The sequence below is a fragment of the Clostridium tepidiprofundi DSM 19306 genome, from assembly GCF_001594005.1.
In the GTDB taxonomy this organism is placed as follows: Bacteria; Bacillota; Clostridia; order Clostridiales; family Clostridiaceae; genus Clostridium_AC; species Clostridium_AC tepidiprofundi.
Genome location: NZ_LTBA01000090.1, coordinates 1 through 4073, shown reverse-complemented (window position 1 = coordinate 4073; position 4073 = coordinate 1). Strand labels below are relative to the sequence as shown.

Sequence of the window (4073 nt, the reverse complement as noted above, 5' to 3'; positions counted from 1 at the left end):
AATATCTATATCCTGTCGGAGCAACATGATGTGGTTTTAATATATCTTTTTTATCCCATTCTCTTAAAGTTTGAGGGTTTTTATCTATAAGTTTTGCAAATTCTCCTATTGAATAATATTTCATTTACATCACCTCTGAATTTATTATAACATAATTATTATATAAATTCAATAAAGTTATATAAACTTTTATAATGTTTTGTTAACTGTTATCTCCCTCATAACTAAGATTTTTATAATACTATACAAATATTATACGTTACTTAAACATTTTCAAAAAAATAACTAGTCAGTATGCTGGTTTGTTTTGTGCCATACTGCTTCATCAAGATTCATTGATATTTACTGCCTAATGTTCTTTTGCTTTTTAAATTTGGTATACTAAAGTTGTCAGGACTCATTGATATTTACTGGCTGTTTAACATCATAACTAAAGTTTTTACCTTGATACAAATCTTCGTTTTTTAATTTATCATCAATGGCATTCAAAATTTCCCATTTCTTCAAACTCCACATAGGACCTATCAAAAGCTTTCTTGGAGCATCTCCTGTCATTCTGTGAATAACCATATTCTGTGGAAGTCTTGTGATAGCTTCACATATCAAATCAATATATTCTTCTTTCTCTAAAAATCGTAATCTACCCCGTTCATATAACTTCACCAAAGGAGTACCTTTTAATAAATGAAGTAAATGAATTTTTATACCCTGTATGTTCTTATGTGCTACATAATCAATAGTGTTAAGCATATCTTCTTTTGTTTCTCCTGGTAGTCCAAAAATAACATGAGCAACAACGTCAATGCCTCTATTTCTTAAATTGTCTACTGCTTCATCAAAAACTTTCAAATCATGCCCTCTGTTTATCAGTTTTGAAGTTTTAGGATTGATTGTCTGAAGTCCCAATTCAACCCATGTATATATTTTTTTATTATACCCTTCTATTAAATCTAGAACCCCTTCATCCAAACAATCTGGTCTTGTTGCTATTGAAAGCGCAATAACACCTTCCTGAGCTACTGCTTCATCATATTTCCTCCTAAGTTCATCTAAAGGTGCATAAGTATTAGTATACGCTTGAAAATACGCTATATATTTGCCAGAATTCCATTTATTTCTCATGATATCCTTAATGTCTTCAAATTGCTTTGTAATAGAAAAATCTCTATTGCCAGCGAAATCTCCTGACCCTCTCTCACTGCAGTATATACATCCACCTTTGCCTATTGTTCCATCTCTATTAGGACATGAAAAACCTGCATCCAATGAAATTTTATATACTTTTTCTCCAAATTTATTTCTTAAAAAATAATTCAAACTATGGTATCTCTTATCATTCCAAGTTTTTCTCATAATCAACTTCCTTTCAAACTCCCGCAAAATATACCTCTATGCAACCATAGAGGTATAATATATTTTATTTATAACTTCTTTATCTTAAACTGTTTTAAATCCAACTGCCATTTACCCACTATATTTTTTAAATTCTCTTCTATTCCTTTTCTTTTTACCACTTTAAAATTCAGTATATCATTATCAAATGAACTAAACAATACATCAACATACTTAACAGGATATTCATTTTCAAAAACAACAGGTATAATATTGCCGTTTTCAGTATTGTACACCCTAATGCATTTTCCACTGCCAGCTTTATTATACTGAACCATAACAAATTTCTCATCTAGAGAAAATGAAATAAAATCAATAACAGAGTCTTTCAATAAATCAAGAGAAATTATTTTTTTGCCAATAGGCTTTTCTCGTACAACCATTTGAGTACCTTTATTCTTATTTCCACCACTTTCATTACTACTTCCTCCTGAAACTCCTCCCTGAACAACTAGTGATTCATCAATAGTAACAACACCAATAAAAGAATCCTTCTCATAAGTTGTAATACCCAACTTTTCACCCGTATATGAAAAATTAATTCTTCCAAAACTCTTTTTAGGTACTTTAATCCTATTAATTTTAGCAGAATCGTCTTGTGCAAATGCATACTCTGGAATACTTGATTTATCAATAATCAACTTAGTTTCAACATTGTTCTTATTCTTAAGTCGTATACCATATTCTTCAACAAATGCTTCTTTTTCAGATGTACAATTAATATCGGATATTTTATAATCAGATATGTCTTTAATTACTTTTATGGTATATTCATCTAACACAGAAAAAGGTCTTTCTATGTCCGTTCTAGTTACTCTAATCTTAAAAACTCCACTCTTTCCTACTTCATTTACATCTATAATATTATATCCTTTAATTTTTAAATCTTTAGAAATTATCATTTTTGTCTTATCTCTTAATTCAGCAACATACGTCTTAACTGCATCATCATAGTTCTCATTCATCAAATAATTCATATAATTCTTAACCAAATTTTCAGCAACCTTTATCTCAAATGTGCTTTTACTTTGATTTTTCTCAGATTCTTTCTTGGAACCTTCCTCTTTTGAACCACAACTTAATAATAGCATAAAACTCATGATTACAATAATTAAAATCAAATTTTTTTTATTCATATAGTTCCCTTCCTAAATTTCATTAGTTTATATTTATTTTCCCCATAATTAAATTTTTAATTATTAATTTTTTAATTGTAATTATTTGTATTATTTCGTAATATCTATAAGTATGCACTTATAAGTAAGAAAACTAAAGGGAGGAAGAAATTTTGAAATATAAAAATACAATGCTCTTTCAAGTTGCTGTAGTTTTTATTGGAACAATCGTTGGAGCTGGATTAGCTTCCGGACAAGAAATAACTCAATTTTTCACCACATATGGATATAAAAGTTTTATAGCTATACTAATATGCGGCTTTTTATATATCATATTTTGTTCAGTTATGGTATCTATAAGTATCAATCATAATTTATCTTCTTACAACCAATTAATAAATTTAGTTAGCCCAGGATATTTCGGAAAAGCAACCGATATATTTACAGGTTTCTTCTTAATAAGTAGCGCTGCCATAATTCTGGCAGGAAGCGGAGCACTTCTCAATCAATATTTCGGTGTTTCAAAATGGATAGGAATTATATTAATGATATGTATATCACTATTTACACTGCTTCGTGATACAAAAGGATTAATAACTATTAATTCATTTATAGTACCTTCTCTTACAACCGTAATAGTATCAATATTTATACTCTATATATTATTTTCCAATGATATGATTAAAATAAATAGCTTAAAAAATATTCAAAGTTCAAAACAGCTAATATTGCCCGCTCAATGGTTTATATCTGGACTTTTATATGCTGGTTTCAACACTCTATGCTGTAGCGGTGTTTTAGTTCCTTTAAGCAAAGAAATTAATAAAAAAAATGTTCTAATTCCTGGAATCATAATAGGCGCATTAGGTCTCACAATGCTCTCAATTATGATTAACATTATGTTGAGCTGTAATATACCTTATATATTCAAATACGAAATACCTCTCTTATATATAGCGAAAAGATTTGGAACCATAGTTCAAATCATTTTGCTTTGCATAATTTGGTGCGAAATGTTTTCAACTGAGGTTTCTGATATATACAGCATAGGCAAAACACTCGAACAAAAATTCAATATCTCTTATAAAAAAGCTGTCATACTTGTAATGATAATTGCAATACCAATATCACAAATCGGATTTAAAAACTTAATAAAAGTATTATATCCTGGATTTGGTCTTATTAGTTTAATATTCATGATACAATGCATATGCTTTTATGTTAAAAGAAAAGCGTGAATAGTGAATAGAGAATGAGAATTTTCCATCCATAATAAACTTCATTTTATGCTATAATATAAGTGTAACTTATTTTATAGGAGGACTCGCATGGATTACAGTAAAATAGAAGATTCTATAATGAAAACCGCAATGGATATATTCAAGCAAAGTGCTGTAAATTTCTTTAATTTGAGAACCAAAATAATAGCACCTGCTAATACTGAAATTAAAGATATAAGCATAAAAACCAACTTTACTGATTATACTTTCTATACAGAGGACGGTAATTATATCCACTTTGAATTTCAAACTACATATAAAGAAAAAGACATAAATAGATTTTTAT

Annotated in this window: 4 protein-coding genes and 1 pseudogene; 2 read left to right on the top strand and 3 right to left on the bottom strand. The window is 28.5% G+C overall.

Translation table 11 applies throughout. The features are described 5' to 3' along the window. From CLTEP_RS13570 to CLTEP_RS13560, 3 genes are all read right to left on the bottom strand, one after another. On the bottom strand, positions 1–124 hold a 124-nt coding region (locus CLTEP_RS13570), incomplete at its 3' end, for a MerR family DNA-binding transcriptional regulator (protein ID WP_153016297.1). A 266-nt stretch (positions 125–390) separates the two neighbouring features. Continuing rightward, the gene (gene mnmL, locus CLTEP_RS13565) at positions 391–1353 is read right to left on the bottom strand and encodes a tRNA modification radical SAM protein MnmL/YtqA (protein ID WP_066827572.1); all 963 of its coding nucleotides are present in this window, start codon (positions 1351–1353) and stop codon (positions 391–393) included. Between the two features lie 68 nt (positions 1354–1421). Continuing rightward, a complete protein-coding gene (locus CLTEP_RS13560; RefSeq protein WP_066827570.1) occupies positions 1422–2528 on the bottom strand; it encodes a hypothetical protein in 1107 nt (368 codons plus the stop codon). 149 nt (positions 2529–2677) lie between these two features. Between CLTEP_RS13560 and CLTEP_RS13555 the strand changes: the two genes are divergently transcribed. Both CLTEP_RS13555 and CLTEP_RS13550 read left to right on the top strand, forming a co-directional pair. Then, entirely contained in the window at positions 2678–3745 is a 1068-nt protein-coding gene (locus tag CLTEP_RS13555; protein WP_084364999.1) for a YkvI family membrane protein, read from the top strand. Between the two features lie 90 nt (positions 3746–3835). Continuing rightward, positions 3836–4073, top strand: a pseudogene (locus tag CLTEP_RS13550) (DUF4351 domain-containing protein); the annotation flags it as partial.

Bases quoted from the DNA above. Each gene is read 5' to 3' on its own strand.
- mnmL (WP_066827572.1), bottom strand. From the start codon at position 1,353: ATGAGAAAAACTTGGAATGATAAGAGATACCATAGTTTGAATTATTTT.
- CLTEP_RS13560 (WP_066827570.1), bottom strand. From the start codon at position 2,528: ATGAATAAAAAAAATTTGATTTTAATTATTGTAATCATGAGTTTTATG.